The 16,594-nt window shown below is 70.8% G+C and carries 22 protein-coding genes; 8 read left to right on the forward strand and 14 right to left on the reverse strand.

From position 1 onward, the window contains the following. Positions 1–39 precede the first annotated feature (39 nt). From ABZ738_RS04175 to ABZ738_RS04210, 8 genes are all read right to left on the reverse strand, one after another. Entirely contained in the window at positions 40–1,005 is a 966-nt protein-coding gene (locus ABZ738_RS04175; RefSeq protein ID WP_131053594.1) for a carbohydrate ABC transporter permease, read from the reverse strand. Between the two features lies 1 nt (position 1,006). Then, positions 1,007–2,062, reverse strand: coding sequence for a sugar ABC transporter permease (locus ABZ738_RS04180; RefSeq protein WP_131053595.1), 1,056 nt, complete (start codon positions 2,060–2,062; stop codon positions 1,007–1,009). Between the two features lie 69 nt (positions 2,063–2,131). Then, positions 2,132–3,487: an ABC transporter substrate-binding protein gene (locus ABZ738_RS04185; RefSeq protein WP_131053596.1), complete on the reverse strand. Its 1,356-nt coding sequence runs from the start codon at positions 3,485–3,487 to the stop codon at positions 2,132–2,134. 602 nt (positions 3,488–4,089) lie between these two features. Next, positions 4,090–4,584 carry a TspO/MBR family protein gene (locus tag ABZ738_RS04190; RefSeq protein ID WP_176095072.1) on the reverse strand — a complete coding sequence of 165 codons (495 nt, stop codon included), beginning with the start codon at positions 4,582–4,584 and terminating at the stop codon, positions 4,090–4,092. 215 nt (positions 4,585–4,799) lie between these two features. Continuing rightward, a complete protein-coding gene (locus ABZ738_RS04195) occupies positions 4,800–4,943 on the reverse strand; it encodes a GPGG-motif small membrane protein (RefSeq protein WP_162854360.1) in 144 nt (47 codons plus the stop codon). Next, a complete protein-coding gene (locus ABZ738_RS04200; RefSeq protein ID WP_131053598.1) occupies positions 4,934–5,710 on the reverse strand; it encodes a metallophosphoesterase in 777 nt (258 codons plus the stop codon). The genes ABZ738_RS04195 and ABZ738_RS04200 overlap by 10 nt, the downstream gene beginning before the upstream one ends. A gap of 9 nt (positions 5,711–5,719) precedes the next feature. After that, the gene (locus tag ABZ738_RS04205; protein WP_131053599.1) at positions 5,720–5,995 is read right to left on the reverse strand and encodes a hypothetical protein; all 276 of its coding nucleotides are present in this window, start codon (positions 5,993–5,995) and stop codon (positions 5,720–5,722) included. Next, positions 5,992–6,618 carry a nucleotidyltransferase gene (locus ABZ738_RS04210; protein WP_255446618.1) on the reverse strand — a complete coding sequence of 209 codons (627 nt, stop codon included), beginning with the start codon at positions 6,616–6,618 and terminating at the stop codon, positions 5,992–5,994. The genes ABZ738_RS04205 and ABZ738_RS04210 overlap by 4 nt, the downstream gene beginning before the upstream one ends. A 94-nt stretch (positions 6,619–6,712) precedes the next feature. Between ABZ738_RS04210 and ABZ738_RS04215 the strand changes: the two genes are divergently transcribed. Next, entirely contained in the window at positions 6,713–7,501 is a 789-nt protein-coding gene (locus ABZ738_RS04215; protein WP_357210814.1) for a dTMP kinase, read from the forward strand. Here the strand turns inward: ABZ738_RS04215 and ABZ738_RS04220 are convergent. Further along, positions 7,486–8,181, reverse strand: a complete 696-nt coding sequence (locus ABZ738_RS04220; protein WP_357210816.1) for an SDR family NAD(P)-dependent oxidoreductase — start codon at positions 8,179–8,181, stop codon at positions 7,486–7,488. The two genes, ABZ738_RS04215 and ABZ738_RS04220, sit on opposite strands and share 16 nt — an antisense overlap. 189 nt (positions 8,182–8,370) lie before the next feature. Between ABZ738_RS04220 and ABZ738_RS04225 the strand changes: the two genes are divergently transcribed. The 3 genes from ABZ738_RS04225 (at position 8,371) to ABZ738_RS04235 (ending at position 11,644) form a co-directional block, all read left to right on the forward strand. After that, positions 8,371–9,285 carry a MurR/RpiR family transcriptional regulator gene (locus ABZ738_RS04225; RefSeq protein WP_131057883.1) on the forward strand — a complete coding sequence of 305 codons (915 nt, stop codon included), beginning with the start codon at positions 8,371–8,373 and terminating at the stop codon, positions 9,283–9,285. Then, a complete protein-coding gene (locus tag ABZ738_RS04230; RefSeq protein ID WP_357210818.1) occupies positions 9,282–10,235 on the forward strand; it encodes an N-acetylmuramic acid 6-phosphate etherase in 954 nt (317 codons plus the stop codon). Before ABZ738_RS04225 ends, ABZ738_RS04230 begins: the two co-directional genes overlap by 4 nt. A gap of 419 nt (positions 10,236–10,654) precedes the next feature. Further along, positions 10,655–11,644 carry a sigma-70 family RNA polymerase sigma factor gene (locus ABZ738_RS04235; RefSeq protein ID WP_176095990.1) on the forward strand — a complete coding sequence of 330 codons (990 nt, stop codon included), beginning with the start codon at positions 10,655–10,657 and terminating at the stop codon, positions 11,642–11,644. An 84-nt stretch (positions 11,645–11,728) separates the two neighbouring features. Here ABZ738_RS04235 and ABZ738_RS04240 read toward each other — a convergent pair whose 3' ends face one another. Next, a complete protein-coding gene (locus ABZ738_RS04240; protein WP_131051726.1) occupies positions 11,729–12,700 on the reverse strand; it encodes a C40 family peptidase in 972 nt (323 codons plus the stop codon). A 453-nt stretch (positions 12,701–13,153) separates the two neighbouring features. On the opposite strand from ABZ738_RS04240, the gene ABZ738_RS04245 reads away from it, so the two are divergent. Beyond that, complete coding sequence (locus ABZ738_RS04245; RefSeq protein WP_357210822.1) at positions 13,154–13,684, forward strand: DUF6232 family protein; 531 nt, start codon at positions 13,154–13,156, stop codon at positions 13,682–13,684. A gap of 24 nt (positions 13,685–13,708) precedes the next feature. On the opposite strand, the gene ABZ738_RS04250 is transcribed toward ABZ738_RS04245, so the two are convergent. Both ABZ738_RS04250 and ABZ738_RS04255 read right to left on the reverse strand, forming a co-directional pair. Beyond that, the gene (locus tag ABZ738_RS04250; RefSeq protein WP_131051727.1) at positions 13,709–14,047 is read right to left on the reverse strand and encodes a DUF3817 domain-containing protein; all 339 of its coding nucleotides are present in this window, start codon (positions 14,045–14,047) and stop codon (positions 13,709–13,711) included. 25 nt (positions 14,048–14,072) lie between these two features. Further along, a complete protein-coding gene (locus ABZ738_RS04255; RefSeq protein WP_131051728.1) occupies positions 14,073–14,546 on the reverse strand; it encodes a hypothetical protein in 474 nt (157 codons plus the stop codon). A 125-nt stretch (positions 14,547–14,671) separates the two neighbouring features. Here ABZ738_RS04255 and ABZ738_RS04260 point away from each other — a divergent pair, with 125 nt between their 5' ends. From ABZ738_RS04260 to ABZ738_RS04270, 3 genes are all read left to right on the forward strand, one after another. Beyond that, positions 14,672–14,995 (forward strand): DUF6158 family protein, encoded by a 324-nt coding sequence (locus ABZ738_RS04260; RefSeq protein WP_131051729.1) that lies wholly within the window; start codon positions 14,672–14,674, stop codon positions 14,993–14,995. After that, on the forward strand, positions 14,995–15,318 hold the full coding sequence (locus tag ABZ738_RS04265) for an SRPBCC family protein (RefSeq protein WP_131051730.1): 324 nt from the start codon (positions 14,995–14,997) through the stop codon (positions 15,316–15,318). Before ABZ738_RS04260 ends, ABZ738_RS04265 begins: the two co-directional genes overlap by 1 nt. 98 nt (positions 15,319–15,416) lie before the next feature. Then, entirely contained in the window at positions 15,417–15,947 is a 531-nt protein-coding gene (locus tag ABZ738_RS04270; RefSeq protein ID WP_131051731.1) for a DUF1360 domain-containing protein, read from the forward strand. An 86-nt stretch (positions 15,948–16,033) separates the two neighbouring features. Here the strand turns inward: ABZ738_RS04270 and ABZ738_RS04275 are convergent, their stop codons facing one another. Together ABZ738_RS04275 and ABZ738_RS04280 are read right to left on the reverse strand one after the other, a co-directional pair. Continuing rightward, positions 16,034–16,231, reverse strand: coding sequence for a hypothetical protein (locus ABZ738_RS04275; RefSeq protein ID WP_131051755.1), 198 nt, complete (start codon positions 16,229–16,231; stop codon positions 16,034–16,036). Positions 16,232–16,278: 47 nt separating this feature from the next. Beyond that, positions 16,279–16,521, reverse strand: coding sequence for a hypothetical protein (locus ABZ738_RS04280; RefSeq protein ID WP_131051756.1), 243 nt, complete (start codon positions 16,519–16,521; stop codon positions 16,279–16,281). Between the last annotated feature and the right edge of the window lie 73 nt (positions 16,522–16,594).

The following is a 16,594-nucleotide window of genomic DNA, read 5'->3' on the forward strand; positions in this document are numbered from 1 at the left end:
GTGCCGCCGTCGCCGTCGACGGCGGCACCACCCGGGGTGTCAGCCCTTGACGCTGCCGGCGAGCAGCCCTCGAACGAAGTAACGCTGCAACGACAGGAACACGATCAGCGGTACGACGATCGAGACGAACGCCCCGGCGGTCAGCCGTTGCCACTCGTTGCCGCGCGTACCGGCCAGTTCGGCCAGCCGGACGGTGAGTGGTGCGGTGACGTCGCTGCCACCGGCGAAGATGAGCGCGACCAGCAGGTCGTTCCAGACCCAGAGGAACTGGAAGATGCCGAACGCGGCCAGCGCGGGCGCCACCAGCGGCAACACGATGGTGCGGAAGATCCTGGGGTGGGTGGCCCCGTCGACCCGCGCCGCCTCCATCAGGTCCTTCGGTAGCTGCGAGATGAAGTTGTGCAGCAGGAACACGGCGAAGGGCAACGCGAAACAGGTGTGGGCGAACCACACCTGGGCGAAGTTCTGCGCGCCGTCGAGGTTCCAGGCGGGCATCAGGGTGACGCCGCCGATGCTGACTCCGCGCGAGAAGAAGCTCAACAGTGGCACCAGCGCCATCTGCAACGGCACGATCTGGAGCGCGAAGATGCCGATGTAGACCCAGTCCCGGCCGCGGAAGTTGATCCACGCCAGCGCGTACGCGGCCAGCGCGGCGAACGCGAGCGGGAACAGTACCGACGGCAGGGTGATGACCAGCGAGTTGACGAAGTAGTTGGCGAGTTGTCCCGAGCCGGATGCCTGTCCGAACAGCACGTCCTGGTAGTTCTGCAGGGTGAACTGCGGGTCCCGGAAGAACGTCCACCAGCCGGTGGTCTTGAGTTGGGGCTCCGGCCGGAACGAGGAGACGAGCAGGCCGAACGTCGGGATGGTCCAGACGACCGCGATGACGATCGCGACCACGGTCGCGGTACGGCTGTTCAGCCGCTTGCGTACCCGGGACGCCCGCGTCGACGGGCCGTTGGTGTCCTGGGCGCCGGCGGCGACCGGGGGAGTGGTGGTGGTCATCTCAGCCCTCCCGTCGCTGCTGACGCAGGTTCCGGATCTGGAAGATCACGATCGGTAGCACCAGGATGAAGAGGAAGACCGCGAGGGCGGATCCCTGCCCGTTCTGGCCGTACCGGAACGCCTGGTTGTACATCTCGTTCGCGATCACGCTGGTGTCGTAGTTGCCGTTGGTCGTGGTGCGGACGATGTCGAAGACCTTCAGCGTGGCGATCGAGATGGTGACCACGACGACGATCATGGCCGGCCGGATGCTGGGCACGGTGATCTGCCGGAACATCTGCCAGGGGGTGACCCCGTCGAGGCGGGCCGCCTCCACGATGTCGGCCGGAATGGACTTGATCGCCGCGGAGAGCACCACCATGGCGAATCCGGCCTGGATCCAGACCATGATCACGATGAGCAGCAGCGTGTTCAGTGGTGAGTCGAGCAGCCACTGTCTGGGTTCGCCGCCGAGGCTGACGACGATCTGGTTGAGCAGACCGATCTGTTCCTGGCCCTCACCCCGATAGGCGTAGACGAACCGCCAGATGATGGCGGCGCCCACGAACGAGATCGCCATCGGCATGAAGATCAGCGACTTCGCCAGCGACTCCAGCCGGGCCTTGTCGACCAGCACGGCGTAGAGCAGGCCCATGCCGGTGGCGACCAGCGGGACCAGCGTCACCCAGACCAGCGTGTTGATCAGTACCCGGACGATCGCGTCCTCGGCGAACATCCAGCGGTAGTTGTCCAGACCGACCCAGTTCTGGCTGCCGCCGTCCATGAAGGACAGGAGCGTGGTGCGGATCGCCGGGACGACCAGGCCGATCATCAGCAGCAGTACGGTCGGCAGCAGGAAGAAGAGAGCGAACAGCCCCTCCCGGGGCTTGGTCCGGCGGGGCAGGGGCACGCCGCCGCCGGCGGAGGCCGCGACGAGTTGCGCCTCACGGCGCCGGGCGAAGAACGCCGGTACCACGTCGAGCAGGATGAGCAGGCCGCCGACCACCACTGCGAAGGCGACCAGCCCCCACAGCAACATCATCAGTTTCGGCGCCTGTGCGGCGAAGTCGAAGTTCATCAACCCTCCCAGAGGTGTCGGCAGAGCCGGTGGGCCGGCCCGCGCTCGCGGACCGGCCCACCACTGGACTTACTTGGGCCAGCTGCTCTCGATGCCCTGGAGGACCGTGGCGGTGTCCCGCCCGTTGATCCACTCGACCATGCCCTTCCAGAAGGTGCCGTTGCCGACGGCCGCCGGCATCAGGTCGGACCCGTCGAAGCGGAAGACCGAGCTGTCGTCCTGGAGAAGCTCCACGGAGAGCTTGTCGATCGGGTTCGCGACGTTGGCCAGGTCGAGCTTGTTGTTGGCCGACACCCAGTCGCCGATCTTCGCGCGGCTGTTGGCGTGCTCACCGGAGGCGAGGTACGTCTGCACCGCCTGCACCTCGGGACGGTCGCTGAACGCCGTCACGAACTCGCCGCCGCCCAGGACCGGCTTGCCCTTGGCCGGGTCGATGGCCGGGAAGTAGAACGCGAACACGTCGCCGTCCTCGGCCACCCGCGTGCCCTGCGGCCACTGGTTGGCGTAGAACGAGGCCTGCCGGTGCAGCGCGCACTTGCCGGCCGTGATCGGAACGCCCGCCTCCTGGAAGGAGGTGGTGGCGATGCTGCGCACCCCGCCGAAGCCGCCGTTGACGTACTTCTCGTTCTTCAGGATGGTGCCGGCGCGGTCGAGCGCCTCGGCGACCCGGGGGTCGTTGAACGGGATCTCGTGCTTGGTCCACTGGTCGTAGACCTCGGGAGTCTGCGTACGCAGCATCAGGTCTTCGATCCAGTCGGTGGCCGGCCAGCCGGTGGCCTCGCCGGACTCGATCCCGGCGCACCACGGCTTGGTGCCGCTGTCCGCGATCGTGTCGCTGAGCTTGATCATCTCGTCCCAGGTGGTCGGGACGGCCCAGCCCTTCTCCTGGAACATCTTCGGCGAGTACCAGACGAAGGACTTCACGTTCGAGCCGAGCGGCGCGCCGTAGAAGGTGCCGTTGACCGTGCTGTACGTCAGCCAGTCGGCCGGGTAGTTCTCCTCGGCCATCGCCTTGGTCTCGGCGCCGGCGGCCTTGATCTGGTCCCGCTCGGCGAACCGCTGGATCAGACCGGGCTGGGGGATGAACGCCAGGTCGGGGGCATTGCCGCCGTCGACGCGTACGGGCAGCTGCGCCTCGAACTCACCACTGCCCTCGTGGTTGATCTCGATGCCGGTGCACTCTTCGAACTGCTTCCACGACTCGTCCAGCCGGTCGGCCTCGATGTCCCGGATCGACGAGTAGATCGACACCTTCTTGCCGTCGTGGCCCTGGTACTTCTCGTACGGGGCACACTCGGCGGAATCGGCGTTGGTGTTGTTGCCGCTACTGGTGCTGCTGCCGGTGCCGCAGGCGGTGGCGCCGAGCGCCAGTCCGAGCGCGCCGGCGATCACGAGGGCCTGGCGTGGCCTGGCAAAGACTGCCATGCCGTCCTCCTTCCTAGCCGGCGCCGGCCGGGATCGCATCCGGTGACCTGGCGCCGGTCCGATGGGCGTTTTCACATGTAAGCGCTTGCATCTCGCGCGGTCCAGCCCTGGGACGGACACGACCGAGTAACAATCCGGAAACCTGTCGTCGCTGCGTGGGTGCGCTCCCAGCGTCGGCGATCACCCTCGTCGATCGGCGTCCCCGACCTCCAGGCCCGACGGACCACCCCCCGGACAAGCCCACGCTCACGCCCGCCCCACTCCCAAGGGCCGCCGATTGTCATGGCGCGACCTGCTGCCGCCGCCCCACTCCCAATGCCCGGTGCACTGTGACAGGGGCGACCCGCCGCCGGTCGACCTATTCCCGACGGCCGACCCACGTCGACGGTCGACCGCACCCTCAACGGGTCGGGTCCGCAGGAGTTGACCAAGAAGTTTGCACCCTGAGTCGTCCCGCTCCGTGACCAAACTTCTTGATCAACACGGGCGGTCGGTGCGCGGATGCGGATGGCTGCCTCGGCACGATCGCGAAGGGTGCCGGACGTGGCCTGCTGCTGATCGGGGCGATCCGCCCGTCTGGTCGGCAGGGGCCGTCGGGCGGGTCAGCCGTTGAGTTGCCAGATCGAGTAGTTCAGCGCCGCCGCGAAGGTCACCCAGGCCCAGTAGGGCAGCAGCAGGACGGCCGCCGCGGTGCTGACCCGCCGGAACAGCAGGACGGTCACGCCGATCGCCAACCACAGCAGCACGATCTCCGCGAAGGCCAGGCCGTACCGCCCGGCACCGAAGAACAGCGGGGTCCAGGCGGCGTTGAGCGCCAGCTGTACCACCCAGGCGAGCACGGCCGGGCCGAAACCGACCCGGCGCCAGACGAGCCAGCCGGCCAGCGCGATGGTCACGTACAGCAGCGTCCAGACCGGGCCGAACAACCAGGACGGGGGTGCCCAGGAGGGCTGCTCGACGCTGCGGTACTCGTCCGCAGCGCCGACGGCGGCCAGGTTGCCGATGACCGCTGCCGCGATGACCGCCGCCGCGAACCCGGCCAACGCCCACCACTGCCGGGCGCCGCCTCGCCGGGTGTCGCTCGCACTCGTTCGCATGCTCACCTGCTTCTCCGTCGGTCAGGCCGGCAAACCCCACCGGCAGGGCGGGCTCCCGCCTCGGTGGATCGGCGGTATCCCGGCCCGCGACGCGGACCGGGCCCGGACGCAAGCACGCCGGGGTCGCCGTGGCCGGTGACTCCTGTCGGGAGGACGGAGTTCCGGTCACGACGACCCCGGCGGGTCCGGGACAGGCGACGCGTTGCGCCGCCACGTCAACTGAAGATGCTCACACCACCCGGGCCCACGAGCAGGCCAACAACGATGAGGACGATGCCCCACAGGATCTGCCGGCGGAACAGCGCGAGGATGCCGGAGACCACCAGTACGACTGCGAGAATCCAGAGAATCAGCTCCATGTTTGCTGAATACCCCCCACTCCGACTCCGGAAACCTGCGGCTGATCAAGGTCTTCACCCAGATGGAAGACGCTGTACGCCTGCTTGATCACCGGGTGTGCGACGTTGCGGACGCGTACCCCGCCCGGCGTCGTGCCGCGCTCCGAGCCGTGGTGCGCGTGGCCGTGCAGGGCCAGCGCGGTGGGTGCCGAGTCGACCGCCTGCCCGAGCTGGTAGCAGCCCAGGAACGGGTAGATCTCCAGCGGCTCCCCGGCCAGCGTGTCCGGCACCGGCGAATAGTGGGTCAACGCCACCAACGTGTCGCAGTCCAGTGAGCGCAGCGCGGCACTCAGCCGGTCCGCGCTCTCGGTCGTGGTGCGGACGAACGCCTTCATCTCCGGTTCGCCGAAGTCGCTGGCGCACCGACCGGCGAACCCGCCGCCGAAGCCCTTCACCCCGGCGACGCCGAGTCGGCCGCCGGCGCAGTCCAGCACCACGCCGTCGCCCTCCAGCACGATGATCCCCGCCTCCTGCAACGCGCCGACCACCTGCGGCACCTGGTCGCACTGGTGGTCGTGGTTGCCGAGCACGGCGATGACCGGTACCCCCAGCCCGCCGAACTCCCGTGCCACGCACCGGGCCTCCGCCTCGGTGCCGTGCCGGGTCAGGTCACCGGCGAGCAGCAGCACGTCGGCCTTGTCCGGCAGTTCCTCCAGGGCCGGCCGGAAACGGCCGACCACATCCTCGTCCACGTGTACGTCGCCCACCGCGGCGATCCGGATAGCCATCGCGCCTCCTCAGGGCAGTTGCTCGATCTCAGTGGGCGCCTGCGCGCGGATCACCCCGATGTCGCTGGTGACCGGCTCCTCGGGGAAGCGCTCGGTTACCCGGCGCAGGATCTCCTCCCGTCGGTGGGCGCTCTCCACCTCACCCCGGAGCACCAGACCGCGATCCGTACGGACCACGGAGATGCCCTGCTCGGCGACGGCGGGATCCTCGGCGAGCAGCCGGTGGATCTCCGCCTCGACGTACTCGTCCGGCGGCCCGGCGCCGGGGTCGCGGTACGTGGTCACGGTGTTCCCCTCCCGTCGGCCGTGCCGCCGTCGGGCACGACGTCCAGCCTGTCCAGCAGCACCAGGAACGCCTCCGCGTACGGCGAGTGCTGCGTCTCCTTGCGTACCCGTTCCCAGTCGATCTGCTCCCGCAGCGACCGGGCCAGCGGCAGCCCTCGCGCGAAGTCGCAGTAGTGCTGGGAGAAGCTGAGCAGTTTGTGCACCATCAACTGCGAGGCGGACAGCACCGGCATGTGGATGGCGTCGACCGGCCGCACGACCGTGTCGGCGAAGGTCTCCTCGGTCACCGGCGTCTCGATCGGGCGGTGGATCAGGTCCACCATCCGGCCGCCGTCGTAGACCTTGACCAGCCAGTCCTCCGGGGGTCGCTCGGCGGTGAACCCGGCCGCCACCAGCGCCTCCAGGGCGGCTTCGACGTCGGGCTCACGAATGAGGAAGTCGACGTCGTGCTCGCTGGAGTGACCGCCGTGCGCGTACACGGCGAAGCTGCCGCCGAGTGCGAACGGAATGTCCGACTGCTTGAGCACGGCGGCGACCTTCTTCAGTGTGTGCAGGAGAGTCTCGTCGTCGCGCTCGGCCATGTCGCCTCTCCCGTCGAACTCGTTCAGTGCTACCGGTGGGATGCCGGATCGGTACCCGGCAATCCGGTCGCCCACACCTGTGCGGCGCGGGTAAGGGCGCGATCAACCACATAACGGGATGAACCTCTCGGCCGTGATGCGGGGTTCGGATATCCTGTCGAGAGTGGCCAGATCGACGGGTATTCGGTGCGGCACGGCCCGACTGCGCACCGTGGCCCTGATCGGGGTGGACGGCTCGGGCAAGACCACTCAGGCGCACCGGCTCGCCGAGGCGCTCACCGCCGCCGGCCACCCGGCCACCTATCACCGCAACGCCGGGGGACGTCTCTGGTTGGGGCGAGCCGCGCACCGGCTCGGCCGACCGGACGCCCAGGGACTGGTCGGGCGCGACGGCATGCTGCTGCTGGAGTCCGTGCTGCGCTGGCTCGCCATCGCCATGGCCCTGCTCGGCAGCCTGTGCACCGGCCGGGTGGCGGTAATGGACCGGTACGCCGCATGCCAGTACGCGAGCCTGCGGGCACACGGGGGCCAGCGCTGGGAGCGGCTGGTCCGGGCCGCGTACCGGGTCTTTCCGCAGCCGCAGGTGACGTTCCTGTTGACGGTGCCGCCGGCCGAGGCGTACCGGCGGATCGAGCGGCGCGGCACCGACCAGGAGAGCCTGCCCTACCTGACCGCCGCCGACCTCGCCTACCGCACCCTGCCGGAGTCGCCGGGCTTCGTACCGGTCGACGGGGACCGGCCGGCGGACCTGGTGGCCCGCGAGATCCGTGACCATCTCGCCGCATGGCTTCCCGCTGACGACGAGCCGGACGAGCCGGGTCCACGGCGGGTCAGGCCGTGGCTGCCCGGTCCGGCGACCGCGCTGGTCCCGATCCAGGCCCTGCCGTGGGCGACCGGGCCGGTCGCGATTCAGGCCCGGCCGTAGACCGGCACCGCGGCGCCGCTGGTCGGCGCGGAATCGTCGGAGGCCAGAAAGCGGATCACCGAGGCGATCTCGGCGGGGACCACCCAGCGGGAGTGGTCGGTGTCGGGCATCGCGGTCCGGTTGGAAGGCGTGTCGATGACGCTGGGCAGCACCGTGTTGCAGCGCACGCCCGCAGCCTTGTACTCCACCGCCACGGCCGAGGCGAAACCGAGCACGGCGGCCTTGGCGGTCACGTAGCCGGCCACCCCGGGGAACGGCGCGAGGGCCGCCCGGGCCGCCACGCACACCACCGCGCCGCCGCCGGCCGCGACCAGGTGCGGCAGGGCCGCCCGGGTCACCAGGTGGGTCGGGCGCAGGTTGAGGGTGAGCATCCGCTCGAACTCCTCGATCGGGGTCTCGTGCACCAGGCCACCGCTGGCGTACCCGCCGACCAGGTTGACCACGGCGCGCAACGGCGCGTCGGGGTCGCCGGCGGCCACCTCGACGGCGCGGGCGACGTCCTGCGGGTCGGTGAGGTCCGCGACGGGTCGGACCGGTGCGTCGCCCTCGGGGTCGGCCTCCGGCGTCGACCGGTCGCGGTGCGGCGCGACCACCCGCCAGCCCGCCTCGGCGAACGCGGCGGTAACCGCCCCGCCCAGCCCGCCCGTGCCCCCGGTGACCAGCACACTGCGTCGCGTCATGGCTTCACGCTAGTGCCGCCGTCCGGTCGGCCCCCGGTCGGCCCCACCCGACCGGCCGGACCCGGCCCGCCGGAGGAGGCGGGCCCCTTCGGACGGGTGGCAGGCTGTGGTCGTGCGCCCGCTACGTGTCGTCCGTCGGGCGGGCGCGGCGTGGTTGACGCTCACGGCGTGTGAAAGTAAGTTTCATACGTGGGGAAGAGTCCGAAGATTTCCGCGAGTCAGGAGCCGGGTGGACTGATCGTCCACATCAGCGGCCTGCTCCCGTCGCTGTCACCGGCCGAGCAACGCGTCGCCCGGCTGGTGGTCGCCGACCCCGCCGACGCGGCCCGGCGCACCATCACCGACCTCGCCACCACCGCCCAGACATCGGAGGCCACCGTCATCCGGTTCTGCCGCTCGGTCGGTATGGACGGCTACCCGCAACTGCGGATCCGGCTCGCCGCCGAGGCGGCCCGGCGGATCGAACCGCCGGACGCGCGGGTGGTGGGCGGTGACATCCCGCCCGGGGCCGACTTCGCCCAGATCATCGCGACCATCGCGTTCAACGACGCCCGTGCCGTCGAGGAGACCGCCGAGCAACTCGACCCGGCGGTCTGCGAGCGGGTGGTGGACGCCATCGTCGCCGCCGGACGGATCGACATCTACGGTGCCGGGGCGAGCGGATTCGTGGCCTCGGACTTCCAGCAGAAGCTGCACCGTATCGGTCGGACCGCCTTCTACTTCCCGGACGTGCACACCGCGTTGACCTCGGCGGCCCTGCTCGGCCGGGGCGACGTCGCGGTCGGCATCTCGCACACCGGCACCACGTCGGACGTGGTGGAGGTGCTGGAGCAGGCGCGGGGCCGAGGTGCCACCACGGTGGTGCTGACCAACTTCCCGCGCTCGCCGGTGACCGACGTCGCCGACCACATCCTGACCACCGCCGCCCGGGAGACGACGTACCGTTCCGGCGCCACCGCGAGCCGGATCGCCCAGCTCACCGTGGTCGACTGCCTTTTCGTCGGGGTGGCCGCGCGCAACCGTCCCCGGGCCCGCAAGGCGCTGGAGGCGACCGCCGAGGCGGTCCGGTCCCACCGGGTCGGGTCCGCCCGGAGGCGGGCATGACCGCCGGTGCGGTGGAGCCCGACGCGGTGGCCCCGGTCGCCGTCCGCCCGACGATCCGGGTCGGTGCGCCGACCGAGCGGCGCAACCCCCTCAGCGTCGATCTGGACCTGATGTCCACCCGGGACGTGCTGGCCGTGATCAACGAAGCCGACCGGCGAGTACCGGCCGCGGTGGCCGCCGCCCTCGACCGGATCGCCGAGAGCGTCGACCTCGCCGTCACGGCGCTGCGCGGTGGATGCCGGGTGCACTACTTCGGGGCCGGCACCTCGGGGCGGCTGGGCGTGCTGGACGCCGCCGAGCTGGCCCCCACCTTCAACTCACCCCGCCACTGGTTCTGCGCCCACGTGGCCGGCGGACCGGACGCCGTGTGGCGGGCGGTGGAGGACGCCGAGGACGACGACACCCGAGGCGTGGCCGAGGCGGCCGACTGCGTACGTAGCGGTGACGTGGTGGTCGGTCTCACCGCCAGCGGTCGCACCCCGTACGTCCTCGGGGCGCTCGCCGCGTCCCGGACCGAGGGTGCCTCGACGGTGCTGCTCTGCGCGAACCCGGACGCTCCGGCCGCCCGGTCGGTGGACGTCTTCATCGGCCTGGACACCGGGCCGGAGGTGGTCGCCGGGTCGACCCGGATGAAGGCGGGCACGGCCCAGAAGATCGTGCTGAACAGCTTCTCCACCGCGGTCATGGTGCGGCTGGGCCGGGTCTACTCGAACCTGATGATCGACATGGTGGCGACCAACGCGAAGCTCCGGGGGCGAATGCTCTCGATCCTGGTCGAGGCGACCGGCTGTGCCGAGGAGCGGGCCCGGCAGGCCCTCGACGAGGCGGACGGCGATCTGAAGACCGCCCTGGTCAGCCTCGTCTCGGGGGTGGGGGCGCCGACCGCGCGGGCGGCTCTGGCGCGTTCCGCCGACCAGGTACGCGGTGCGCTCGCGCTCCTCGCGTCCTGAATCCGACACGCCCACGGGCGCCCGACGGGCCGGGCATAGAAGCGGGGCACGGATTGTTCATCTGGGCGTGGGGTATTACCACCGGCGTGGATGAACCGACTGGTCCGCGTACGCGTATCAGCCAGTGACCAGGATCGCAGCACGGCGGTGACCCGGGTCGCTGTGTCGGTCGGCCGGGCAGTGTTGCCATGGACCGGGACGGACGGCGATCCGTCGATCCGTCGACCTCACGAGGTGCCTGCCGACCCCAGTCAGGCAGGGTGCTGACAGCAAACGTGGACCGCGCTCTCAGCGGATTATCAGGCATTCGTGACACTTTCGACCCACGACATGGAATCCCTGACACGTCTCATCTGTTGTGTAGATGCCGGCTCCGGTGGGCACAGCGGAAGGCGCGGGGAGGGCCGATGGGCGTGGGGATGGCAAGGAACCGGGCAACCGGCGCGAGCGAGGGGACCGTGGGCAACGTGGACAAGAACATCGGAATGCGCACCGACGAGGTCGCCGAGGAGCGCGACCTGGTCGGAGTCTACCTGCACGAGATCTCCCGGACGCCACTGCTGGACGCCGCCAAGGAGGTCGATCTCTCCAAGGCGATCGAGGCCGGCCTCTATGCCGAGCACCTGCTCGGTGAGGACCGGATTCCCGACGGTGCCACCCGGGACGACCTGGCCCGGCTGGTCGCCGAGGGCGAGCGGGCAAAGGACCTGTTCATCCGGGCCAACCTCCGGCTCGTCGTGTCGATCGCCCGCCGTTACGTCCGCTCCGGGATGCCCATGCTGGACCTGATCCAGGAGGGCAACACCGGTCTGGTCCGGGCGGTCGAGAAGTTCGACTACGAGCGCGGCTACAAGTTCTCCACCTACGCGACCTGGTGGATCCGCCAGGCGATCAGCCGGGCCATCGCCCAGCAGGAGCGCACCGTGCGGCTGCCGGTGCACCTGGTGGAGGACGTCAACCGGATGCGCAACGTGGCTCGCCAGCTCACCCGCGAGTTGGGCGGCGACCCGGAGCCGGAGCAGATCGCCGCGGCGCTCGGCGTGACCGTCGAGCGGGTCAACGAGCTGGTCCGTTGGTCGCAGGACACCGTGTCGCTGGACACGCCGGTCGGCGACGACGGCGACACCAACCTGGGTGACCTGGTCGCCGACAGCGACGCGCCGTCGCCGGAGGAGATCGTGCTCACCGGGCTGGAGCGGCAGCGGATCGAGGGGTTGCTCAACCACCTCGACGACCGTTCGGCCGGGATCATGCGGGCCCGCTACGGGCTGGAGGACGGTCGGGAGCACTCGCTCACCGAGGTGGCCTCGCGGTTCTCGCTCTCCCGGGAGCGGATCCGGCAGTTGGAGATCCAGGCGCTCGGGCGCCTGCGCGAGCTGGCTCGCGCGGAGGGCCTACAGGCCGCCTGAGCTGGTATCAATGACGGCGAACGGCCGGCGTCCGATAGGGGGACGCCGGCCGTTCACCGTCTGCGGGCGCGCCGAGCCGTCGACTCAGCGCACCCGTCCGTAGCCGTACGGGGGCATCAGGTCGACGGCACGTTTCTCCACGTTGCGGCCGAACGTGGGGGCGTGGATCACCTGACCGTCGCCCACGTAGATCGCCACGTGCCCGAGGCTGCGATAGAAGACCAGGTCGCCGGGGCGTAGCTCGCCACGGCTGATCTGTGCCACCTTGCCCCACTGCATCCGGGTGTTGTGCGGCAGGGACTTGCCCGCGGCCCGCCAGGCGGCCGAGGTCAACCCGGAGCAGTCGTAGCCGTTCGGCCCGTCCTGCCCCCAGGCGTACGGCTTGCCGAGCGCGCCGTAGGCGAACCGGACGGCCACACCGGCCTGCCCGGAGACCGAGGGCGCGTTGTCGGCGCCGCCGGAGTTGCTGGTCGGGCGTTCGGTCGCCCGGCCGTACGCCTGCCGGCGCATCTCGTAGAGCTTGGCCAGGTCCCGCTCGATCCGCCGTTTCGCGGCGGCCAACTCCCGGGACTGTGCGGCCTGTCGGCTGAGCGTGACGTCCAGCCGGGTCTTCTCGTCGAGCAGCCGCTGCTGGTCGGCGGTGTAGCTGGCCACGGTCGCCTGGCGTTGCCGGGTCAGGTGGTCCAGCGTGCCGAGCCGGTCGAGCATGGACGTCGAGTCGTCGGTGCGCAGCAGGGCCTCGGCGGCGCCGAGGTTGCCGGTCTTGTACGCGGTCACGGCCATCTGGCCGACGTCCGCCCGGCTCTGTTCGGCCTGCTGCTCCAGCGGACCGATCCGCTCCTGCAACCGGTCGACAGCGGTCCGGTTGTCCTTGATCTTTTCGCGCAGCTCGTTGTGTGACTCCACCACGTCCTGGAGTTCGGCGGAGGACTTGTCGATCCGCCGGGTCAACTCGGCGGTCGACGGCTCGGCTCGGGCCACCGTGGCGGGCGCGACAAGCGCCAGCGAGCAGGCGGCCACGGCCAGAGCGCGCAGCGTGTTCGTCAGGGACGACAAGAGCTCGATGCTCCTCTCCCAGGGCCGGCGCGGGCCTGCTGACGCTCCGCGACGGCACCGACCCGGTGCCGTCCGGGTGGACGGCGGTCGACCGGGCCGACCTGCCCAAGGTAGTACGGGAACAGAGTTACCGGCAGGGATTGTCGGGACATGTGAGGAGCGTGTGGCGAATCTGATTCACCCTAAGGGGGTATGTAGGGTTATCTGGGCAGATGCCGTACTGGTCGCTCTCGGCATATGACGTCGGATGCCTCGGCGCTATAACCGATAAGACGGACTTGGGCGGCTCTTTCCGGCATTGGCGGGCCGAGGAAGCGGCGTGACCACCGGAAACAGGCCGGTGAGGCTGGCGCGTCCGGCAGACAATGGGCGCACAGCCGGGATTCCCGTCAGCCCGGCACCGAGGATCGGTGGACCGGTCCGGCGGTGCCCGGTGGTGGGGGAGGAGGTGCCGTGAATCCGGATGGTGCGAGGACACGACCACCACGCTCCGCGCCCGGGGGTGCCCGTCGGAGCCAACGGCTGCTCTACGCCCGACCCGGGATCGTCGTCACCGCCGACCGGTTCACCGTCGGGCGCAGCAGCTGGCGGGTCGCCGAGCTGACCCATCTGCACACCACCCGGGGGGATCACGACCCGGTGGCGGCCCGGGCCGTACTGGTCTCCGCCGTGGTGATCGGTGGCATCGGCCTGGTGCTCGGCTTCACCGGGGGACTGCACCGGCTCACCGCCGAGGCGTACCTGCTGCTGGGGGCGGTCTTCCTGGTGCCGGTGCTGCTCGCGGCGGCCGGGGACCGCTGGCGCCCGCCGCCGTACGAGCTGTGGGGACGTCGCGGTGATCTTGAGGAACTGCTGTTCAGCAGCGACGACGAGCAGCAGTTCGGCCAGGTGAGCCGGGCGTTGCGCCGGGCCCGGGAGATGCACAGCTACGGCGGGTGGGAGGACCCGATGGCGACCGCCGACCCGTGGCGACCGCGCCGGTGAGAGCCCGCCGCGCGGGGCGGGTGGTCAGCCGGCCACCGGCTCCGGCGTCTGCTGCTCCCGCTCCCGCTGCTCGGCCAGGTACAACGCGCTCACCCGGCGCTCGGCCCAGAAGGAGACGAACGGCACGGTGCCGGCCAGCATCACCAGGACCATCCGCTTGAGCGGCCAGTTGACCCGCCGGGAGAGGTCGAACGCGGCGACCAGGTAGAGCATGTAGAGGAAGCCGTGCGCCTGGCCGACGGTCTCCACCAGGATCGGGTTGTCGAAGCCGTACTTGAGCGGCATGCCGATCACGACGAGCAGGATCAGCACCACGCCGACGATCCAGGCGATCACGCGGTAGCGGGTGAGGGCAGCGCGCACGTCCGTCAGTCCTTCCGGCCCGGGCTCAGCCGGGGTAGTCACCGGGCTTGGCGCCCGGATTGGCGTTCAACCATGACAGGTAGCGGTTGTAGGCGGCCAGGTCCGCGTCGTCGGAGACCTCCTCGACGGCGGTGGCGCGGGCCACCCGTACCGGGCGGCGGAATCCGGATCGCGGCCGGTCCGCCTCCGGCGTACCGGCGATCACTCCGGCCTGGTCGCCGCCGGCCGAGGTGTCGGGCGCCGTCGAGGTGTCGGGCGCTCCCGTGCTGTCGCCGGACTCGGCGGTCGGCTGCTCCCGCAGCGTGTGGCGCACCTCGCGCCACCACACGAAGACCACGAAACCCGCGAAGATCGGCCACTCCACGGCGTAACCCCAACTGATGGCGTTGCCGGCGGCGGCCCGGCTGACCTGCCACCAGCCGAGGCTGAGGAAGGTGGTGACCAGCACGACCAGGGCCACGTGGCGGGCGATCCACGCCGGGGTCCAGAGCCGCTTCATGGCAACGAGGGTACCGGGAGCGGCTCCGCTCTCCGACGCGGTGTCGTAGTGGCCGCGCTGGTTTGGCCGCACCCGGCGTGGGCAACCGTACAGATGCCAGCCCAGCACGGACGAGGGGGCGCGAGATGACCGGATCAGGACGATCGGACGGGTTTCCCGGCGGTGGCACCGAGGTGAGCCCCGAGCAGCGGATCCCCGAGTGGGGCGAGGACCGGACGACAGCCGGCCCGCTCGACGGGGACCTGCCCGGCGTCGACCCGGCCGAGCTGAGCGAGGACGACCTGATCCGTGAGGTGCAGAGCCTGCACCGCACCCGCCTGGACACCTTGCGCCACGCCACCGACTCGGCGTTGGCCAACCACCTGCGGCGCACCGCCGAACTCGAGACCGAGTACCTCGCCCGGCACCCCGGGCGGGAGGTCGACCCGAGCCGGCTGCGGGACGCGTGATGGCGTACGCCGAACGCGGTGTGTCCGCGCCCCCCGAGGTCGTCTTCAACACCGCGACCGATCCCGACCGGGTCGCCGCCTGGCTGCCCGAACCCCTGCGCACCGGCGACTCGTCCGACCAGGGCGACGGCGACCGGATGCGGGCCCGGTGGGCCGGCCACGGCACCGACTGGTGGGCGGAGCTGCGGGTGGAGCCGGTCGACGCCGGTGGTGCCCGGGTCCGCCTGGACATCTCCGGCGGCGGTGCCGAGACCGACCGGCTCGCCGACGAGGCCCTCACCAAGCTGGCCCGCGAGGTGGACGACAACCTCCAGGCCGGCTGACCCGCCGAAACACCGACCAGAGCCGCCCGGAGTCCGGGCGGCGATCTGGGCCGTCCCGGCCGGGACGGCTCACCCCCGCGTGAGACGAAGGAGGCCGGGTGAGCGAGCTGAAGCAGAAGGTGGCGCGGTTGCGTCAGGCGTACGCCCCGCACGAGCACCGCCCGCTGGGCGGTTACCTGGCGGCGATGGGCACCTACGCCGCGGTGACCGGTGCCATCGCCGGACTGGTCAAGGCGACCGGCCGCCCGGTGCCGGAGCGGCCCGCCACGTCCGACGTCGTGCTCCTGGCCATCGCCACCCACAAGCTCAGCCGGCTGCTGTCCAAGGACGCGGTGACCAGTCCGTTGCGGGCGCCGTTCACGCAGTACGACCGGCCGATCGGCAGCGGCGAGGTGATGGAGCAGGTACGCGACTCCGGCAGCTCCACCCGGCACGCCATCGGTGAGCTGCTGAGTTGCCCGTTCTGCCTGGCGGTCTGGGTGGCCACCGGGTTCACCGGTGCGCTGGTGCTCACGCCGAGGCTGACCCGACTGGTGGCCACCGCCCTGACCGCGGTGACCGCATCGGACTTCCTCCAGATGGCGTACGCGATGGCGCAGCGAGGTGCCGAGGGCGACCACAAGGAGTGACGTGGGCCCGGTGTCCTCCGGTGGCGTGTGCCGCCGGGACACCGGGCCTCTCCGTGCGCGTGCGTCAGCGCCGCACGCCGGTCGTGTCAGCGCTGCATGCCGGACCAGCCGCGCGGCGACTCCGGTTCGCGTTCGCCCTCGTCGTCGCCGGTGATGATGTCCCGGTCCACGGCCGTGCGGTCGTGCTCGTTGGCGAAGTCCGGCTCGGGGAGGGTGTCGGTGCCCTCCGGGGGTTGGCCGAGCGCGGGCATCCGGTCGTCCTGGTCTTCCTCGGGCTGCGACATCGTGTTCCTCTTCTCGTCGCCGGCACCGGCCGGGTCGGCGCCGGACGTCACCCCGCCGTACCACCCAGCAGGTCGGTCACCTCGTCGACCGCGTACTCGCCCTGGGGCAGCGCGTTGAGCCGGGAGAGCAGCTGCGCCGGCAACTCCGCGGCGACCGCCCGCCGGTAGATGTCCACCTGACTGATCCGCTCCTGACCGTGGTAGAGGTCGTCGAGCAGATCGACGAGCGGCCGGGTGTCCACCTCCTCCGTCTCCACCTCGTCGGGTACGGCGGCAGCCGTACCGGGCAGGTCGGTGACGGCCGGGTCGATGCCCGCGGTGTCGACCACGGGCACGTCGGCCAGGATGGCGTCGGGCAGCCGC

Source organism: Micromonospora sp. NPDC047793 (assembly GCF_040642635.1).
Lineage (GTDB): Bacteria > Actinomycetota > Actinomycetes > Mycobacteriales > Micromonosporaceae > Micromonospora.

Bases quoted from the DNA above. Each gene is read 5' to 3' on its own strand.
- ABZ738_RS04175 (WP_131053594.1), bottom strand. From the start codon at position 1,005: ATGACCACCACCACTCCCCCGGTCGCCGCCGGCGCCCAGGACACCAAC.
- ABZ738_RS04180 (WP_131053595.1), bottom strand. From the start codon at position 2,062: ATGAACTTCGACTTCGCCGCACAGGCGCCGAAACTGATGATGTTGCTG.
- ABZ738_RS04185 (WP_131053596.1), bottom strand. From the start codon at position 3,487: ATGGCAGTCTTTGCCAGGCCACGCCAGGCCCTCGTGATCGCCGGCGCG.
- ABZ738_RS04190 (WP_176095072.1), bottom strand. From the start codon at position 4,584: ATGCGAACGAGTGCGAGCGACACCCGGCGAGGCGGCGCCCGGCAGTGG.
- ABZ738_RS04195 (WP_162854360.1), bottom strand. From the start codon at position 4,943: ATGGAGCTGATTCTCTGGATTCTCGCAGTCGTACTGGTGGTCTCCGGC.
- ABZ738_RS04200 (WP_131053598.1), bottom strand. From the start codon at position 5,710: ATGGCTATCCGGATCGCCGCGGTGGGCGACGTACACGTGGACGAGGAT.
- ABZ738_RS04215 (WP_357210814.1), top strand. From the start codon at position 6,713: ATGCGGGGTTCGGATATCCTGTCGAGAGTGGCCAGATCGACGGGTATT.
- ABZ738_RS04220 (WP_357210816.1), bottom strand. From the start codon at position 8,181: ATGACGCGACGCAGTGTGCTGGTCACCGGGGGCACGGGCGGGCTGGGC.
- ABZ738_RS04230 (WP_357210818.1), top strand. From the start codon at position 9,282: ATGACCGCCGGTGCGGTGGAGCCCGACGCGGTGGCCCCGGTCGCCGTC.
- ABZ738_RS04235 (WP_176095990.1), top strand. From the start codon at position 10,655: ATGGCAAGGAACCGGGCAACCGGCGCGAGCGAGGGGACCGTGGGCAAC.
- ABZ738_RS04255 (WP_131051728.1), bottom strand. From the start codon at position 14,546: ATGAAGCGGCTCTGGACCCCGGCGTGGATCGCCCGCCACGTGGCCCTG.
- ABZ738_RS04260 (WP_131051729.1), top strand. From the start codon at position 14,672: ATGACCGGATCAGGACGATCGGACGGGTTTCCCGGCGGTGGCACCGAG.
- ABZ738_RS04265 (WP_131051730.1), top strand. From the start codon at position 14,995: ATGGCGTACGCCGAACGCGGTGTGTCCGCGCCCCCCGAGGTCGTCTTC.
- ABZ738_RS04275 (WP_131051755.1), bottom strand. From the start codon at position 16,231: ATGTCGCAGCCCGAGGAAGACCAGGACGACCGGATGCCCGCGCTCGGC.